Source organism: Pseudomonas sp. RL_5y_Pfl2_73 (assembly GCF_963970515.1).
Taxonomy (GTDB): Bacteria; Pseudomonadota; Gammaproteobacteria; order Pseudomonadales; family Pseudomonadaceae; genus Aquipseudomonas.
This window is the reverse complement of the sequence record NZ_CAXAPD010000003.1, coordinates 255,144-271,785: the sequence shown is the minus strand read 5'-3', so window position 1 is coordinate 271,785 and position 16,642 is coordinate 255,144. Positions and strand designations below refer to the sequence as shown.

General features: G+C 56.5%; 18 protein-coding genes and 2 pseudogenes. 10 read left to right on the top strand and 10 right to left on the bottom strand.

Going from position 1 to position 16,642, the window contains the following annotated elements:
- The first annotated feature begins 761 nt into the window (after window positions 1-761).
- Complete coding sequence (locus AACY42_RS04505) at window positions 762-1,169, top strand: DUF3224 domain-containing protein (RefSeq protein WP_339476936.1); 408 nt, start codon at window positions 762-764, stop codon at window positions 1,167-1,169.
- 193 nt (window positions 1,170-1,362) lie between these two features.
- Here AACY42_RS04505 and AACY42_RS04500 read toward each other — a convergent pair whose 3' ends face one another.
- Window positions 1,363-1,761, bottom strand: coding sequence for a hypothetical protein (locus AACY42_RS04500; RefSeq protein ID WP_339476934.1), 399 nt, complete (start codon window positions 1,759-1,761; stop codon window positions 1,363-1,365).
- A 158-nt stretch (window positions 1,762-1,919) separates the two neighbouring features.
- Window positions 1,920-2,288, bottom strand: a complete 369-nt coding sequence (locus AACY42_RS04495; RefSeq protein WP_339476931.1) for a hypothetical protein — start codon at window positions 2,286-2,288, stop codon at window positions 1,920-1,922.
- A gap of 215 nt (window positions 2,289-2,503) precedes the next feature.
- On the opposite strand from AACY42_RS04495, the gene AACY42_RS04490 reads away from it, so the two are divergent.
- The 3 genes from AACY42_RS04490 to AACY42_RS04480 all read left to right on the top strand — a co-directional run bounded on the left by AACY42_RS04490 (window position 2,504) and on the right by AACY42_RS04480 (window position 3,594).
- A complete protein-coding gene (locus AACY42_RS04490; protein WP_339476928.1) occupies window positions 2,504-2,710 on the top strand; it encodes a BrnA antitoxin family protein in 207 nt (68 codons plus the stop codon).
- A 114-nt stretch (window positions 2,711-2,824) separates the two neighbouring features.
- Window positions 2,825-2,995: a YhfG family protein gene (locus AACY42_RS04485; protein ID WP_339476925.1), complete on the top strand. Its 171-nt coding sequence runs from the start codon at window positions 2,825-2,827 to the stop codon at window positions 2,993-2,995.
- A complete protein-coding gene (locus AACY42_RS04480; protein WP_339476922.1) occupies window positions 2,995-3,594 on the top strand; it encodes a putative adenosine monophosphate-protein transferase Fic in 600 nt (199 codons plus the stop codon). The genes AACY42_RS04485 and AACY42_RS04480 overlap by 1 nt, the downstream gene beginning before the upstream one ends.
- 538 nt (window positions 3,595-4,132) lie before the next feature.
- Here the strand turns inward: AACY42_RS04480 and AACY42_RS04475 are convergent.
- From AACY42_RS04475 to AACY42_RS28535, 3 genes and pseudogenes are all read right to left on the bottom strand, one after another.
- A pseudogene (locus AACY42_RS04475) lies at window positions 4,133-4,243 on the bottom strand (BrnA antitoxin family protein); the annotation flags it as partial.
- A 32-nt stretch (window positions 4,244-4,275) separates the two neighbouring features.
- Window positions 4,276-4,440 (bottom strand): hypothetical protein, encoded by a 165-nt coding sequence (locus tag AACY42_RS04470; protein WP_339477081.1) that lies wholly within the window; start codon window positions 4,438-4,440, stop codon window positions 4,276-4,278.
- A 22-nt stretch (window positions 4,441-4,462) separates the two neighbouring features.
- Window positions 4,463-4,687, bottom strand: a pseudogene (locus AACY42_RS28535) (BrnT family toxin); the annotation flags it as partial.
- A gap of 183 nt (window positions 4,688-4,870) precedes the next feature.
- Here AACY42_RS28535 and dusA point away from each other — a divergent pair.
- The 4 genes from dusA to tal all read left to right on the top strand — a co-directional run bounded on the left by dusA (window position 4,871) and on the right by tal (window position 10,856).
- Complete coding sequence (gene dusA, locus AACY42_RS04465; RefSeq protein WP_339476920.1) at window positions 4,871-5,857, top strand: tRNA dihydrouridine(20/20a) synthase DusA; 987 nt, start codon at window positions 4,871-4,873, stop codon at window positions 5,855-5,857.
- 171 nt (window positions 5,858-6,028) lie between these two features.
- Entirely contained in the window at window positions 6,029-7,765 is a 1,737-nt protein-coding gene (locus tag AACY42_RS04460) for a DEAD/DEAH box helicase (RefSeq protein WP_339476919.1), read from the top strand.
- Window positions 7,762-9,750: a UvrD-helicase domain-containing protein gene (locus AACY42_RS04455; RefSeq protein ID WP_339476917.1), complete on the top strand. Its 1,989-nt coding sequence runs from the start codon at window positions 7,762-7,764 to the stop codon at window positions 9,748-9,750. The genes AACY42_RS04460 and AACY42_RS04455 overlap by 4 nt, the downstream gene beginning before the upstream one ends.
- A gap of 179 nt (window positions 9,751-9,929) precedes the next feature.
- The gene (tal, locus tag AACY42_RS04450; RefSeq protein ID WP_003199698.1) at window positions 9,930-10,856 is read left to right on the top strand and encodes a transaldolase; all 927 of its coding nucleotides are present in this window, start codon (window positions 9,930-9,932) and stop codon (window positions 10,854-10,856) included.
- Between the two features lie 222 nt (window positions 10,857-11,078).
- On the opposite strand, the gene rssC is transcribed toward tal, so the two are convergent.
- The 3 genes from rssC to AACY42_RS04435 all read right to left on the bottom strand — a co-directional run bounded on the left by rssC (window position 11,079) and on the right by AACY42_RS04435 (window position 13,780).
- Complete coding sequence (gene rssC / locus AACY42_RS04445) at window positions 11,079-11,561, bottom strand: anti-sigma factor antagonist RssC (RefSeq protein WP_028237685.1); 483 nt, start codon at window positions 11,559-11,561, stop codon at window positions 11,079-11,081.
- Complete coding sequence (gene rssB, locus AACY42_RS04440; protein WP_339476909.1) at window positions 11,561-12,745, bottom strand: two-component system response regulator RssB; 1,185 nt, start codon at window positions 12,743-12,745, stop codon at window positions 11,561-11,563. Before rssB ends, rssC begins: the two co-directional genes overlap by 1 nt.
- 345 nt (window positions 12,746-13,090) lie before the next feature.
- On the bottom strand, window positions 13,091-13,780 hold the full coding sequence (locus AACY42_RS04435) for an MlaA family lipoprotein (protein WP_339476908.1): 690 nt from the start codon (window positions 13,778-13,780) through the stop codon (window positions 13,091-13,093).
- A gap of 201 nt (window positions 13,781-13,981) precedes the next feature.
- Here AACY42_RS04435 and AACY42_RS04430 point away from each other — a divergent pair, with 201 nt between their 5' ends.
- The gene (locus AACY42_RS04430) at window positions 13,982-14,602 is read left to right on the top strand and encodes an HAD family phosphatase (RefSeq protein WP_339476905.1); all 621 of its coding nucleotides are present in this window, start codon (window positions 13,982-13,984) and stop codon (window positions 14,600-14,602) included.
- Between the two features lie 109 nt (window positions 14,603-14,711).
- Window positions 14,712-14,975, top strand: a complete 264-nt coding sequence (locus AACY42_RS04425; RefSeq protein ID WP_339476902.1) for a DUF4404 family protein — start codon at window positions 14,712-14,714, stop codon at window positions 14,973-14,975.
- A gap of 185 nt (window positions 14,976-15,160) precedes the next feature.
- Here the strand turns inward: AACY42_RS04425 and queF are convergent, their stop codons facing one another.
- Together queF and copI are read right to left on the bottom strand one after the other, a co-directional pair.
- A complete protein-coding gene (queF, locus tag AACY42_RS04420; RefSeq protein ID WP_339476900.1) occupies window positions 15,161-15,991 on the bottom strand; it encodes an NADPH-dependent 7-cyano-7-deazaguanine reductase QueF in 831 nt (276 codons plus the stop codon).
- A gap of 61 nt (window positions 15,992-16,052) precedes the next feature.
- Window positions 16,053-16,574 carry a copper-resistant cuproprotein CopI gene (gene copI, locus AACY42_RS04415; RefSeq protein WP_339476898.1) on the bottom strand — a complete coding sequence of 174 codons (522 nt, stop codon included), beginning with the start codon at window positions 16,572-16,574 and terminating at the stop codon, window positions 16,053-16,055.
- Between the last annotated feature and the right edge of the window lie 68 nt (window positions 16,575-16,642).

Below are 16,642 nucleotides of genomic sequence, written 5' to 3'. Positions count from 1 at the left end.
GTTGTTTTTTTACACCGCTTTTAGCCTTGCGCTCGAAATAGGCGTGAACGAACCACAGTGCCAGGGCAAACCCAGCGAAGCCAAAAATGAAGAGCAACACCTCTATTGCAGCACCCTCATGAGAAAACATCGTATTCACCTCATCCTTAAGTCGTTTGATCAAAAAACGCCACGCTTGAAATTTCTCGTAACAATCCAACCATTTTCAGGGTAGTCACCCACAACCTGCGTGGCAACCCTTAGCCCGGTATAAACCCCCGGTCTAGACGAGTCGCCGACCAATGACACCCCGCCCCGGTGGACCAATGTGTGGTTTCATAACGGTCGATCCAGACCCTCCAAGGAGCTGTGGTGAATGAACTCCCAGGACGAATCAACCACCACCGCGTTATACGAAGAGATGATCATGGAACGCCCGAGCCGCCGTATATCAAGGCGCGGTCTCCAGGTGTCATGCGCCCGATGAGGGCCGTGACCTCGGCAGGACTGTTCACGGCTGCGCCAGCGATCTCCAAAATGATATCCCCCGCCCAAACACCATCCCCCCTTTCTCGGACGTAACCCGAAGCTCTTCGCCGCAGCAGGCGTGACCGAGCCGATGTGGGCCCGAGAGGCCCAGTCGCAACAGGCATGGGAGCCGCAATACTTTCGGCGGATCGGGCAACTGCGCCGGTGCACTGGCTCTCTGCCTGACACACTCAACATGAAGGGCCCTTGCATTAGAATGACCGCTCAACTCATATGGAACAGGACTGATCCGAATGGAAGCGCGAGCCACTTTTTCCACCAAGAATTTCAAACCCACTGACCTGACTCCCACGCCCAACATTGCAACAGGCTTACCCGTGTCAATCAGCTTCATGGAAAAGTCCTATACGGGAGCTATCGCTGGTATTTCTTCAACATCCTTTACTGCGGCGTTCGACCAAGCGTCAAGAAGGGGCAGCTACATCGCACTGGAGAGTTTCAAGGGTACGGTGAATGGCGTAGAGGGTTCCTTTAACTTTATTCATTCCGCCTCCACTACCGGAACTGATCGTGCAGACGAGTTTTTCTGCATAGTTGGAGGCAGTGGTACAGATGGTTTGGAAGGAATATCCGGGTCAGGAGGGATCGCGATTGACATCGACGGAACGCACCATATTTGGCTGGATTACCACCTCGAATAATTTAACAAGCTGTAAAGGGCGCCGCCCCTGATGCACTTCAGGAAGAGACCTTCGCGGGGTGCTTACTGCGGGAAATGGGCAGCGGCCATGAGTTTGATCCAGTCTGCATGCACGACTGAATGGTCACGCCCCCTATGCGTACCTGAAGGAGGTTCGCGCGCGCCCGACGACGCAGCGGACGAGTGAATTAGGTTCAAGCTGGACTGGTGGTGACAGCGCCTGGAATAAAACCGCGCCAAGCGATGGGAGACAGCAGGAATACAATGATAAGGAACGCTACCTGGGACAGGTAGAACGGCTCCAGCCACTGCTGCTTCAATGCGACGTATAAAGTGTTGTGAGCTACGTCGACCAAGATGATCGCAGCCGTAAGCACGATTCCGGCTCTTGGCTTGAGGAACAGGAGCAGAGCTGCGAGCGGATCAAAAAAGGTAAGTGCCCCCCAGAAAATACGGCTCGCCAAATAAGCGCTAGGTCCGTATCCGTAGTCCCAGAGCAAACCATGTAAAACATCTGCACAGATGTGATTAGCCGTGGCGACAAGAAGGCAACATGCAAACAACACTCTGACGAAGAATGACAACCTTTGCATAGTTTTATCTACAGTCGCGATCCAAGCCCTGTGAAAGGTGTCGGGCCCTTAGGAAAACCGTGAACAGACCATGATTATGAGTTTACCCATAATCATGGTCTGTTCACGCTTGCCCTGCTCACACCAATTTTCAGCTGCAAACGGGTTGAGCTATTGACCTATTCAACGGCCGAGCGGCTGTTGCGCCAGAACAGGTACGCCAACCCCACCGGCGCTACGAAAATCGCGAACGACCAGCACATGGCCATGGTGAAAACCTTCACCATCAGCATGAACAGTGCATTCACGAAAAAAACATTGTTGCCCATGATGTAGCCAACAACGCTTTCGTAGACGAACCGAGAGTACGGATAAAGCAATGTGTTGATGATCGCCAACACAATCAGCCCAGGCTTCGCACCGATTCCTGCAGGACTGTTGGCCGCCAGGGAGATGATCATCGCAGTAAACACCAGCCCAAAAAGAAACTGGCGGATGTAGTAGCTGGTCGTAAGGCCGCCAAAAGTCTTGGCGAAAAATGAGTGCATAAGAGATCCCTCTAGAATGCGGGTTTAAACGAGGCGCCACCATACCAGCATCATTTATTCACGCAAGATCAAACAGGCTCAGACTGATCGGAAGAAGGCCGCAATTCGACGCTCAACGCTTTGGCATGGTCAAAAATCCCATCGTATGCTGAGGCGTCCCCATCAGCGCACCAATAGTGTCGAAAATGAACTGTGCAGCCTCTGGAAACTGACCTATGAAAGAAGAATGCGAGTTCAGCACGGCCAAGCGTGGTCCCGTTACGAGCAGCGAAGGAAAAACCCGCATCACCCTTATGTTTGATGATGAAGTGATCAAGGCCGCTCGCGAGCGAGCTGAAAATGTCAGCGCTGGATATCAAACCGTCATCAACCATCTACTGCGCCAGGGCCTGCTATCTGAGACTGCTCACAATCTGGAATAGTCAGCCCAAAAGCGGACCCGTACCGTCAAACCTGATTCGTCGAGGCCACAACATAGGCCATGCCTGCGGGATGGGTTATAATCCGCCCACCAGCGCGATTTGAGGTCCAGCCCCATGGGCAATGTCAGCCTTGAAACCAAAAAAGCCTATGCCGCCAGGACGCGTAGATCCAACTACGCGGCCAGCCTCCGTCTGGAAGGCTTCAAAGTGACCTTTGTAGACGGCGAACGCAAAATGCCAACGCGTGAAGAGGTCTTGAAAGCCTTCACCCAGACCAGAACCTGATGCCTGACAAATATGGGGTCGGTGAAGACGCTTATTGCTACCCCGGCTCCGCGGTCCTTCGCAACAAACTCGATATCCATGACGAACCGACCCTGAGCGAAGCTGAACAACAGCTCTCGGCCATCGCAGCGGACAACGTCGAATTCAGCCCGCCCCCCTACAGCCTGGCCTACCTCCAAAACATTCATCGTATTCTCTTTTCGGACCTGTTCGAATGGGCCGGAGAACTGCGCACCGTCGGCATCTCCAAACAAGCCACCCGCTTTTGCCAACCTCAGTACATGGAGAAGGAAGCCAGCAAGCTATTCACGGCCATGGCCGCGGCAAACTGGTTCGAGGACATGGAACGAGCTGAGCTGATAGTCGCTGTAGCAGAGGTCTATTCCGACATCAACGTCGTACACCCCTTCCGCGAAGGCAACGGTCGTGCGCAACGCATTCTGTTTGAACACCTCATCATGAATGCCGGGTTTGAAATCAGTTGGTGGGGAATTGAGAAGGACGAGTGGATCTACGCCAATATCGCGGCGTACAACTGCGTCATGGAGCCTATGGAGCAAGTTTTTGAAAAATGCATTGGCAAGGCTATTCAGCCATGAAAACGTGACCTCTATTCCCTGATAGACGCTCGTCCATTCCCCTCGCCCGATCCAGACAGTTCGATACCCTCACTCACTGTAATACCCTCTCTCGGCGCTTTAGTGTTGCACCGATAATGGATTGGGCGCGCTAACCGTCCAGCCTCTGTAAATAAAGGTCCAATAGGCCTATTCCACCTCCTTCGCACCAATCTCGTACCATCAACATTCGCCAGCCACCCAATACGACCTCATTTCTCATCCGCTCTAGCAAAGCTGAATCACCCGTTCTCCGCTCCAACCATGAGCGCTGTCGCTGCGATGCTTGTGCTCGTAGTATGCAGTCGGCTAATTGGACAAGTAAAAAATCATTGCTCAGTGGATTGAGCGAAACATGTCCCATTTGAACTGGCGTACGAACTCTTCGAGGTGGTTCTGCACGACGCGATGGAGAAAAAGGGCACGGATTTACTATACCGTTACCGAGACAAAGCTAATCAGCAGACAACAAAAAGCCGCTTCATCGGCGGCTAATTATTTGGCGAATAATATTTGGCGACTAAGCCTTCAGCTCTTCTGGTGTATGCGTCTTGAGCCAATCGGCCAAGGCGGCGCTCATCCGTGTTTGCCAGCCCGGGCCAGAAGTTCTGAATCGCTCCAGCACGTCAGCATCGAAACGAACATTGACGTGCTCTTTAGTGGCTACCGACTTGGGTCGACCACGCTTGGCTTGAGCATTTCCTTTGCCTGAGTTTTGCCAAACAACCCAACAAGCACCTCGCTGGCAGGTTTGGCCTTGGCAAAGTCTTCGGTCGACCATTCGGGGGTTGCCGTATCGACCCTCTTGGGACTGGGTTTCTTGGTCATAATTTCTGACCTCCCGTTTGTTGGCTTTACGAAAGCTGATGACGTGGACCGCGTCACCCCGTGGAGTAAACACTACGACATGCAGCCGATCCCCTATGTACCCCATCGCCCGATAACGACACTCGCCGTCGTCGAGTCGATCATCTTCCAGGATCAATGCTGTAGACCATTCAAAGTCCCGCACGGGGGCAAACGGAAGTCCACGTCCTTCGACGTTGCGAGCGTCTTTGGCTGGGTCATAAGTAATCTGCTTGCAATTATCGCAGCCACATTAAATCGTCAACACAAGGTGTGAGTTGAAACGCTGACCGAGCATGCGCTCTGCCTGGTTGTCATCAAAGATTGAGCGGCTATGCTTGAGAGCCCGCCAAGTACCCGACAAGCATCCCTGATAAACTGCGTACATTCGCCCCGATGAATCAGATTCCCAATGCCCTTACAAACTGCCCCACTCTCCCGCCGCTTCTCCGTCGCACCGATGATGGATTGGACCGACGCCCACTGTCGTTTCTTCCTACGCATCCTCTCCAAACACGCCCTGCTCTACACCGAAATGGTCACCACCGGCGCGCTACTCAACGGCGACCACGAACGCTTCCTGCGCCACCACGAAGCCGAACACCCACTGGCCCTGCAACTGGGCGGCAGTGTCCCGGCCGACCTCGCCGCCTGCGCCCGCATGGCCCAGGAGCACGGCTACGACGAGGTCAACCTTAACGTCGGCTGCCCCAGCGACCGGGTGCAGAACAATATGATCGGCGCCTGCCTGATGGGGCATCCGGATTTGGTGGCTGACTGCGTGAAAGCCATGCGCGATACAGTGTCAACTCCGGTGACGGTCAAGCATCGCATCGGGATCAATGGGCGGGACAGTTACGAGCAGTTGTGTGAGTTTGTCGGGACGGTGCGTGAGGCCGGTTGCACGAGTTTTACCGTGCATGCGCGGATTGCGATTCTGGAGGGGTTGTCGCCGAAGGAGAATCGCGACATCCCGCCGCTGCGTTATGACGTGGCGGCGCGGTTGAAGGCGGATTTTCCGGAGTTGGAGATTGTGCTCAACGGCGGGATCAAGACGTTGGAGGCGTGCCATGAGCATCTGCAGACCTTCGACGGCGTGATGCTGGGGCGCGAGGCTTATCACAACCCGTATCTGCTGGCCGAAGTGGATCAGCAACTGTTCGGCAGCACCACACCGATCATCACCCGTGCCGAGGCGCTGGCGCAGTTGCGACCTTATATCGCCGATCACCTGGCCGCGGGCGGGGCAATGCATCACATCACTCGCCACGTGTTGGGCCTGGGCACCGGGTTCCCGGGTGCGCGGCGGTTTCGGCAGTTGTTGTCGGTGGATATTCACAAAACCAAGGATCCGCTGGCGTTGCTGGATCAGGCGGGGCAGTTGCTGGAAGGGCGCTGACGCACGCAGTTGACGCAATGTTGTTTGTTGGCCACCCGCTACTTGCATTCAATGATCCGATTCAGGAACTCGCCCCAGAGAGGGCTAATATTGGATCCATAACACTCGCGCCTTGCTCCAACAGTATGTAAAACTGTTGTGCCATCACGGATCACAAGGACGAGTATCCCCATGCAAGGGCAACATCCGCTTATTGAAAAGCTTTTTGAATTTGTCCATGCCGAGCGCGATGCGAACCTTCATCAACTCCTGCAAACCTGGCAACGCCCGTTACATCAAAAGCTTGAAAAGGGCCTGACCCAAGGCTTCACGCATCTTGAAAAAGCCGACAAGGCTACTTGTCTTTGGGCGTACCTCGATGACAGCGAATCGCGCTTTCGTGAAGGGGACATGCTGCGCTTGCACTTGGGCGATCCGTCCACAGGGTTGTTGTGCGCCCGAATGACGTTTGAGCGTGAAGAAGACGGCCGTTGGTTACTGAGCGAGAAGCTGGCCAATACAGTCTGGGACAACTATCAGGACGGACCTTGCTACGCCGACATGGACGCGTTGGACCTGACGCCTCGCTATGAAAAGGCCTTGGAAGATATCGCCGATTCGATCAATGCCGATAACATCATTGTCCCGTTGCTCGGCGATGCGCCGGTCATCACATTCAACGACGCAGATCTGGATTACGCTGAAAGTTTCGCCATCAAGAACAAGTGTAACGAGCATCAGGCCCGGGCCGTTGCCATGGCTTTTGCCGCCGAGCAGATTGCTTGCATTCAAGGCCCGCCAGGGACAGGCAAGACCCGTGCTCTGGCACTTATCGTCCAATTGCTGGTAGAGCGTCACGAGCGGGTATTCGTCACCTCCCACACGCACATGGCTATCAATAATGCCCTGACAAAGATTGCCGAGCGAAAAATCCCAACCGTGAAGATTGGTGGCCGCCGGGATGATCTCAGCAAAACCGTTGACTGGGCAAAAACACCCGCCGACTGGGAAAATCTACCGGCGGACGGAAGTGGCTATGTCATTGGCGCGACACCCTTCGCCACCTGCAGCCAGCTGGAGCATTTCAAATTCGACACGGTGATCTTTGACGAAGCCAGTCAGATCACCCTCCCCCTCGCGCTAATGGCCATGCGCAAAGGTAAGCGGTTTATCTTCATCGGAGACCAGCAACAGCTGCCGCCGGTGCTGTTGTCCCAGTCGGTTCTTTCTGGCGAATCGATGTCGATATTTGGTCGCCTCACCTCCCAAACTGCCGACCATACGGTGATGCTCGAAGAAACCTATCGGATGAACCAATGGCTGACCGAATGGCCGAGCAAAAACTATTACAAAGGCAAATTACGGGCAGCGGGCCCTAACAAGGCGCGGCGTTTCAAATACGTTGATGCAGAGGCCCCTATGGACCGCGTATTTGATCCAGACGCAAGCGCCGTCTTTATCCCCACCACAGACAGAACCGCCAAGACCCGCAATTATCGCGATGCCCAGCATGTACTGGAACTCTGTAAGACCGCCCAGTCAATGGGCCTTGCCCTGTCTGATATCGGCATCGTCACACCTTACCGAGCCCAGGGGCGGGCGATTCGAACGCTGTTGGCGCGTAGTTTCGGGCGCGAAATCGCCAGCACCGTTGTGGCGGACACTGTTGAGCGCATGCAGGGACAGGAACGTGAACTGATCATCGTCTCTTTGGCCAGTGGCGATGAGGAGTTCATTGGGGCTGTGGCGGAGTTTTTCTTCCAACCCGAACGATTGAACGTATCCATCACCCGGGCGATGACTAAATTGATCATCATCGGGCCTGAACTGAGCCAAGGAATTGAATGCAGCAACAGCATCACGCAGCAATGGGCCAATGACTATTTGAGCCTGGTCAGTCGATGCCGCAAAGTGGTGCTCACCCCATGACGCTATTTATCCCTGAATGGCAACGCAGCACTGGCGCGCATGTCCACGTCAAACGGGTGTTGCGCAAGCTGGACGACCACCATGTCGTTCGCCAGTGCCTCCCTCGAGAGGCCTGGGCGCCGGACTTTTTCCTTCAGCACGCACAACATCAATGGCTGGCCATTGTGCTGTGTGAACTCTCTTTTGAAACACTGGACCCTGATCAACTGTTCGCGGCTACCGGACAGCAGGCTCTCAAGGAGTTGCTCTCGCGCCTGGAAGCAACCGAGCCCGACGGGATGCCGACCGGGCAGCGGCTCGGCAGGCTGATCGTCATGTGGAACTGCACACCCGACCAGACCAAGCGGCTGTGGCAGCACTACTCAACACCTGATGGCCCACGGCTGATGTCAAAAAACACCTTTATCGAACATGGCCACGAACAACTGCCCAAGTTGCTTAACTCACTGAGCTATGAGGCCAGCGACACGCTCATGGGGCACTACTTTCCAGAAGCGGAAATACCCGCGATATGTACGACGCGCCGGCATTTCTCACGGGATAACTCTGCAAAGACCACTCGATACTTTCTGGACTCACAACAAGAGTGGGCCAGTAAGCTGGATCTGGAACTGCCTGAAGAACAAACGCAAACCTTGAATGATTTTTCGGTGCGTCTGGTCAACGGCGTGGCGGGTAGCGGCAAAACATTGATCGCCGCTAACCGGGCGTTGATCCTGGCAAAGAAATTTCCCGATCAGAAGATATTGATGCTGATCCACAATGTCCCGGTGGTTAAAGACCTCAAGCATCGCTTGAAGAAGGCCAGCCCGGGAGATCTACCGCGCAACCTGACTATCATGACCGCGCTGGCCTGGATACGGCAGCAATGGGTGAATCATTTTGAGCCGCAACCAGAGATGGCATCCCCTATCAAGGTTACAAGCCAGATCGCCCATTACCGAAAAGCCTTTCCGGACCTGAAACCCGGCGATCAACAACTTCTGGATGAGTTCGACTTCATCAATGAATCACTGATCTGCGACGAGCAGAACTATTTGGCTGCTGAGCGCGCTGGCCAAGGGTTTGCCTTGCGCAAGGAAGAACGGGTGCAAGTGTGGTCGCTCTACGGGCAAGTCAATGACGCGCTGAGCAAACAAGGCGCTCGCTTATGGAGTTCATTGTCTCGGGATCTATGTCTCACGAAGCTCGACAAGCTCGATAAATACCAGCATATCCTGGTAGACGAAGCTCAATTCTTTGCGCCGACCTGGTTTCAACTGATCAAGAGCACCTTGACCGACTCCGAGGGCAGCCTGTTTTTATGTGCCGACCCCAACCAGGGCTTTTTGAAAAGCCGACTCAGTTGGAAGCGTGTCGGCTTGGATGTGGCGGGTAAAACAAAGAAACTTCACCACTCCTATCGAACCACTCAAGCCATATTGCGGGCTGCCGGCCTTGTCCTGGCCGAATTCACCCAAACCGACCCGGACGATTATCTGCAACCTGATTTCGACGGCATGGATGAAGGCGTTGCCCCGCTGTTGATCCTATCAGAGACGCCCCAGGATGCGGTCATACAGACCTGCAACGAAATAGTGGGCTACCTGGAAACCCAGCAGATCAATCTATCGAATATGCTGGTTCTGTATGGACGAGATACCAACAAGAAGCTTCTGTTCAAGGCGTTGAGCAAGCGATTCGGTTCGCGCAAAGTCTGGGATCTGAACAGTATGGAGTCTGTACACGTAGACACTGATAACCTACGCGTTTCCAGCCTGGACACCGCAACCGGGCTTGAAGCCAGTGTCGTGTTTCTGTTGGGCCTGGAAAAGCTCATGAAGGAAACGGCCCAGGCGGGAGTACTTTCCGCCCAGGAGTGCGAACAAAACTCGCGAAAACTCTATATGGCAATGACTCGGGCAGGCCAGCGATTGGTCCTGATTTCGACGGCACGTCTGCCAGAGGGTATCGCAGGCTTGTTCCTGAATGCACAGCAACCATGACCGTCAGGCAGTGGTGTTGAACCTGCGCGCTGTTTTGGCATCGTATCTACCGATACTGCCCCGGCCTTTCAAACAGCCGTTTTCAGGTTGTTGCCGCTGGGGCCCGTCGATACCCCTTCCCCTTGAGTGGCAGCCGGCCCTCGGGTAATGTCAACGGACCCATAGGACAGAGCACGCTCATGACTTCCAAGCTGGAACAACTCAAACAATTCACCACCGTCGTGGCCGATACCGGCGACTTCGAGGCCATCGCCCGCGTCAAACCCGTGGACGCTACCACCAACCCTTCCCTGCTGCTCAAGGCCTCGGCCATTCAAGGTTATGCCGAGCAACTGAATGCCTGCGTGGCGGACTGCAAGGGCGATGTGGGCCTGGCCAGCGACCGTTTTGCCGTGGCGGTCGGGCAAGAAATTCTGAAAGTGATCCCAGGGCGTATTTCCACTGAAGTGGACGCGCGCCTGTCGTTCGACACCGAAGCCATGTTGAAGCGTGCCCATCGCCTGATCGATCTGTACGAAAAGGCCGGCATTGGCCGCGAGCGCGTGCTGATCAAGATCGCTTCCACCTGGGAAGGTATTCGCGCCGCCGAGCAGCTGGAACGTGAAGGCATCCAGTGCAACCTGACCCTGCTGTTCTCCTTCGCCCAGGCCGCAGCCTGTGCCGATGCCGGGGTGTTCCTGATTTCGCCGTTCGTGGGCCGTATCTACGACTGGTACAAGAAAGCCAATGGCAACGACTACACCGGCGCTGATGACCCAGGCGTGCAGTCGGTGACGCGCATCTACAACTACTACAAGGCCAATGACTACAAGACCGTGGTCATGGGCGCGAGCTTCCGCAACCTCAACCAGATCGAGCAACTGGCCGGCTGCGACCGCTTGACCGTCAGCCCGGACCTGCTGGAAAAACTGGCCGCCGACGAAGGCAAGCTGGAGCGCAAGCTGGCGCCAGGGCAAGCCGGGGAAGCACGCTTGATCCTCAATGAAGCGCAGTTCCGTTGGTTGTCCAACGAGGACGCCATGGCGACTGAGAAACTGGCAGAAGGTATTCGTCAGTTTGCCCGGGACCAGGAGAAGCTGGAGGCGTTGCTGCAAGCCAAGCTTTGAGCTGATTCACAGCGCATGCAAAAAGGGCGAACCTTGGTGGTTCGCCCTTTTTTATGGGTGTGGCTTCGCGCTGAGGGATCAGCTGGCTGAACCGGCGCTTTCGCGAGCAGCCCCGCTCCCACAGGGGAATTTGGATAGGATTCAGTTTTTGTGACCGGCGCAAGACCTGTGGGACCGGGCTTGCTCGTGAAGGCGTCCGTCAGGCCAATACATGTCCCGAGGTCAAGGCCCTTCCAGCGCATTCACCAGGTCATGGAATGCTTCACGATTGGAATCGTTGAGCCCCATCAGGATCTTGTGGGCTTCGAGCACCTTGATCCGCACTTCTTCTTCGGACTGGTCCTGGTCAGGTAGGTCGTCCAGGCATTCCGGGCACGGCACAGGGTCGCCCACGATGTTGAACACCTGGTCGAAGCCCATCGATTGCAGCAGACGGGTGATGTCGTTGTGGGTGGTGACGACAGTCGGCAGCAGACCGACCTTCTGCCGCGACAGGATCGACAGTTTGGCCAGCAGGCCCAATGTGGTGCTGTCGATGCTGCGGGTTTCGGTCAGGTCGATCACGATGGCGTTGAAATTCAACGAGGTGAAGATCCGCTCAATAGTCGCATCCAGCGCCGAACACAGGGTCAGGCGCACTTCACCGACAAACTTCAGGACAAAGGTGCCGTCCTGCTCGGCGAACTGGATTCTACCGGTACTCATCAAAGGTTCCTGCTCAACACTAACAGGGCGATATCATCCGGCATCTCCCCTAGCGTGCCTAATCCAAACACTTGACGCAAGCCTTCCAGGCTGCCGCCCGCTGCACTCACCCGTTCAGGCAAGGCCGCTTCCTTCTCTTTGAGTGTAGGTTCTTCTGTCAAAAGGTCCAAAATGCCATCAGACATGAGCGTCAGGCTGAATGTCGGCGGCAATTCCAGTACGTGGTCTTCGTAAGTGGCCTCCTTGAACAGGCCCACCGGCAAACCACGCCCTTCCAGGTAACGAACGCTGTCTGGCGTATACAACACAGGCAACGGCAGGTGACCGCCGATGCTATAGGTCAACAAACCAGTCTCCTCGTCGATGACTCCACCGACCATTGTGACGTGTTTGCCCAGCTTACAACTGATCAGGCCTCGGTTGATATGCCCAAGGACTTCCGAAGGTTTGAACTCTGGCAGCGTGCCGTTGCGCTTGGACTCGAACAACAGGCGCGTGGTCATGAATTTCAACAGCACGGTGACGAATGCCGAAGAAGCACCATGGCCGGAAACGTCCGCCAGGTAGAACGCCACTCGCCGCTCGTCGACCCGGAAATAGTCCACGAAATCGCCCGACAGGTACAACGACGGGATGATCTGGTGGGCAAAACGGAAATCGTCGACGGTCCAAGGGCTGACCGGCAGCATGTTCATCTGCACCTGACGCCCGGCGTTCTGGTCTTCCTGCAACAGGTTCAGGCTGGCTTCCAGCTCGCGGTTGGCGGTTTCCAGCTTCTCGCGATAGCGCTGGTTTTCCACCAACAGCCGCGAACGATCCAAGGCCCGGCGTACCGAGTGCTCGAGCACTGCGAGGTCTTCAAGGGGCTTGATCAGGTAATCCGCCGCGCCCAGGCGCAATGCCTCGACCGCGTCGTTCATCACGCCCGCGCCCGAAACCACAATCACCGGGGTCTGCGAGGAAATCTCGGTGACCTGGCGAATGAGTTCGAGTCCGCCCATCTGCGGCATGCGCAGGTCGCAGATGACCAGGTCGGGCTTGTCTTGCTCGAATACCTGAAGACCCTGTTGGCCATTGCTGGCCTGCAGGACGCTGAAACCACTGTCTTCCAAGTAGGCGGCGAGACTGGCTCGCACCACTTCGTCATCATCGATTATCAGCAGCGTGGCACTGGTTTTTGGCATGTGGGCAAACGGCGCCAGAATTAGGTTGGCGTAGCGGGCTGGGCCATCTGGCCTTGCACGCACTACTGGATTCGCTTTCTAGCCTCTCTGTCATACCGGCTTCAGGCCTTTGCCCTACACGCCGTTACATCAGAGGTGCCCTTCTAAGGCGCAGACGGTACTCCCATCCGCGGGGCGTTTCAAGCTCATGCAGACAGCCGCTTGCCGTCTTTATTTGTCAAAGTACAGAGAGTTATAAGAACCGAGCGAAGCGTAACTCAATGGAAGGATCAAACCTGCTCAAACACCACGCCAAAGCACAGAAGGCGGCCTTTTGGGCCGCCTTCGTGGTTTTACAGGTCGAAATTAAAAATCGTCTTCGACCTGGCCATCCTTGACCTTGAATTCGCGGTTTTGCAGGTAGGCGTTGCGGATGAAGACGTACTTGTCGCCGCTCACCATCTTCTCGGCCGACAACAGGCTGGCGCGGGTGTCGACGACGTTCAGGCCCCGAATAGAGTTACGCACCGAGACGTTATCGATATAACGATACGGGGCCGTGTAGTCATCGACCAGCTTGGCCGGCGCGTCACGCAGGGTGCTTGGCCCCAGCAACGGCAGCATGACATACGGCCCGCTGCCCATCCCCCAGTAGCCCAGGGTCTGGCCAAAATCCTCATCGTTGCGCTGCAGGCCCATCCGGGTGCCCACATCAAAGAAGCCCAGCAGGCCGAAGGTGGTGTTGAAGATCAACCGGGTGGTGTCGACCCCGGCGGCGGCCGGCTTGGCCTGCAGCACGTTGTTGGCCAGATTGCCCACGTCGCCGATGTTGCGGAACATGTTGTGGATGCCGTCTTCGAGGAACTGCGGCGTCACGTATTGATAACCCTGGGCCAGTGGTTTGAGCGCATAGGTATCGAGGGTGTCGTTAAAGGTAAAGATCGGACGATTGATGCTTTCCCAAGGATCTTCTTCCGTAGCGGCCTGGGTGGCGAACGGAACCAGCAGCACACTGGCAGACAAACATAGCTGAGCTAAACGATGGCTCCAGCGCATAGGGAAAACTCCTTGGATTGTTCAAGCAAGGGCGCCGAGCCCAGGCGGTGAGCGGGCTAGTATAAGACGGAACGCGTGGATAGGCAGCACCGAAAAAACAAGTGGGCCGTAGGACGTTTCCACGACTGGCCCCCTCCATTCCACTGTCACCGGACTGTCATCGAGGTTCTTTAGGCTGCTGGTTATTTCAAGGACGTTCCCATGCCTCGCGCCGAAGCCCTGCCCCTCCTCGCCCCGAGCCTGACCGCCGTACTGTTTGGCCTGAGCGGATGCCTGGTGGATTTCGGCGCGCGCATCCGCCAGCCAGGGGCAGCACCGGATGAGCATGGACAGCCAACACCGGGCGCCCTTGAGAGCTTGCACCACTTGCAGCACCAGGAAATCCCCTGCGCCTGGCTCGATGAATTGCCGCCTGCCGCCTGCCATGCCTTGGCGGCTTCCTTGCCCACGTGGATCAAACCGCCGCAACTTCCAGCAACAAATAATCCTTGGCCGGCGCCGCATGCCTGTTGGCAGGCGCTGATGGCGCTCAATGTCCAGCAACTGGAAGGTTGCGTGTTGGTCAGTGGCGAACCCAGGCTGTTGCAGTCGGGGCTCAACGCCGGCTTGTGGACCATCGGCCTGGCGTCCTGCGGCTCGCTGTGTGGCCTGGCGCCTGGCGAATGGCAGGCGCTGAGCCAACAGGAACGGGAAACCAAGCGCGCCAAGGCCACCGTGCAATTGTTCGGCCTGGGGGTGCATTCGGTGATCGATCACTTGGGCGAACTCGACACTTGCCTGGCGGACATCAGCCTGCGCCGACTCAAAGGCGAGAAGCCATGACCGGGATCATGCAGGGAGCGCGAGGGTAGATTACTCTTAAGGCAAGCCACGGACTTTTGACCCAGCGTCGCGGTCCATGGCTGTGCCTATCAATAAAGGGAGTACGCCAATGCCTGCCCGCGAATTGCAAGAACAGCTCAACAAACTGCGCGAGCAATTGGAACAGAACCCGCCGCTTTCCGGGCCAGAGCGCAAGAATCTGCATCAACTGATGATGCAGCTCGAAGGCGAGATAGAACTGGATAATAAGCTTCAGAATGCTGACCTGGTCGATGGCGTGAACCTGGCCGTCGAGCGCTTCGAACTGGATCACCCTACCATTGCCGGGACCTTGCGCAACATCGTGCAAGCCTTGGGCAACATGGGGATCTGACCCCCTCAAATGCAAAAAAGCCCTGCTATCGCTAGCGGGGCTTTTTCAGTTTTCACGATATGAAATGCAATCCCCTGTGCGAGCTGGCTCGCGATGGCGGCGTGTCAGCTGACATCAATGTCGAATGTGCCGCCCTCATCGCGAGCCAGCTCGCGCCCACAAGAGCTCACTGCCACAAGGAAAGTTTATTGACGGACCAGGCGCTGGTTCGGCAGTTGAACATCTTCAGTACTGCGATACGGGTTGATATCCAGCCCGCCCCGACGCACATACCGCGCGTACACCGTCAGTTTTTCCGGCTTGAGCAACCGCTGCAGGTCGAGAAAGATTCGCTCCACACACTGCTCATGGAAATCCGAATGCTGGCGGAAGCTGACGATGTAGGCCAGCAGGCTGGCCGGGTCCAGGGCCGCGCCGCGATATTCCACCGCCACACTGCCCCAATCTGGCTGGCTGGTCACCGGGCAGTTGGATTTGAGCAGATGGCTGTGCAGGCTTTGCTCGACGATGCGCGAAGCATCACAACGCAGCAGTTCCGGGCGCGGGTGCGCGTAGGAGTCGACGCTGATGTCCAAATCGTCGATGCACGTACCGGGCAGCGCCACAACGCCCTCGCGCTCCACGTCCTTGAGGCTGCGGATCCGCACGCCCACTGCTTTGCCGGCAGCCGCCGACAGGTCCTGGCACAGGGTCGCTTCCAGGCTCGCGGTATCGGCAAACGGAGTCTGATTCAAGGAGTTGAGGTACAGCTTGAAGGATTTGGACTCGATGATGTTCGGTGAGTCCGCCGGGATCGCGAATTCACCGATGGCCACCACCGGCTTGCCGGACGGCAGCAGCCACGACAGCTCGAAGCAGTTCCAGAAATCCACGCCCTTGTACGGCAGGGTCTCGGCCGTCAGGCCCAGTTCCGCCCATTTCGCGGTGCGCGGGATCGGGAACAGCAGTGACGGCGTGTACGTGGCGATGTATTCGCTGGATTTGCCCAGCGGCGAATGTTCGGCTGCGGGATGCATGACGGAAACCTGACTGAAGAATCAGCCGATTCTATCAGCCTTTGCCACAGCCTTTGAGTGCTTACTGACTGACTGTCAGGTCGCCCTTCATCCCGGCCTGGTAGTGGCCGGGAATATTGCAGGCAAACTCCAGGCGCGTGGCCGTGCTGAAGGTCCAGGTCAGCTCGGCGGTCTTGCCTGGCGCCACCAACACGCTGTTGGGGTCATCATGGCGCATGCTCGCCTGGTCGTGACCCATGGCGGCATGATCCATCCCCGGTTTCATCGCGGTTGGCATCAACTGGCCGCTCTGCTGCATCTTGAGCATTTCCTGCTGGTGCTCGGCGTGCATCGCCGCGTTGCCCAGGTTGAATTCGTGGAGCAATTGGCCTTTATTGACCAGAACGAACCGAACCGTCTCGCCCGCCTTGATGTCAAGGGCACCGGGATCGAATGTCATGTCGCCCATCAGCACCTCGATGCTGCGACTGGCCTTGACCGCTGGCGCGGGCTGGCCAAAATCAAAATGGCCCGGCGATGCCCACAACGGCGCACTGAAAGCCAGTGCGCAAGCGGCCAGGATCAAGCGGCTTCCCATCAACATGTCCATACTCCAATCAGATTCAGCGTGTGGGAAACTCTATCGTTGCAGGCCTGCCAGTCGGCTGACAG